The organism is Vibrio sp. OPT46, assembly GCF_015163535.1.
Classification (GTDB): Bacteria; Pseudomonadota; Gammaproteobacteria; order Enterobacterales; family Vibrionaceae; genus Vibrio; species Vibrio alginolyticus.
Genome location: NZ_JADDYG010000731.1, coordinates 21,906 through 22,461 on the forward strand (window position 1 = coordinate 21,906; position 556 = coordinate 22,461).

1 protein-coding gene is annotated in these 556 nt (G+C 47.1%); it reads right to left on the reverse strand.

All coding sequences use genetic code 11. The annotated features are described in order from the left end of the window. Positions 1-556: ABC transporter permease (locus tag IQR33_RS34540; RefSeq protein WP_228014172.1), on the reverse strand; the 556-nt coding region annotated here is incomplete at both ends.

Genomic DNA, 556 nt, shown 5'->3' on the forward strand with positions numbered 1-556 from the left:
GCGATGGGCATTCCTTCATAAGGGAACATAAATCCGGACAGAAGAATCGATGGCAAAAGAATAAACACCGTCATCTGCATTGCTTGAAGCTGCGTCGTCGCAATGGTGGATATCACCAAACCTAAGGTTAAACTCGCGGCGATAAACAACAGCGTGCCAAACAGTATCTGACTAATGGCGCCGTTTATCGGTACACCAAATATCCAATGACCCAAGCCTAAAATGATAAACACCTGTATCAGACCAACAAAGATGTAGGGAATGATCTTCGCTACCATGAGTTCGATGGAGTGGATTGGCGTAGTAATCAGTAACTCTAAATTGCCACGCTCCCGTTCTCGAACAATGGCTGCGCTGGTGAACAAGATCATCGTCATGGTTAGAATCACGCCCAATAAACCGGGGACAATGTTCACCGCCGAGCGCCGACTCGGGTTGTAATACAGCGCAACTTCAAAGGTTTTGGTTGGGGCAGGGCGTATCTCAAAATCAAAATCCGTTAACGGCATGGTTTGCAGTGAGAGAATCGCTGAGCTGATCATGGTGTCTGAACCAT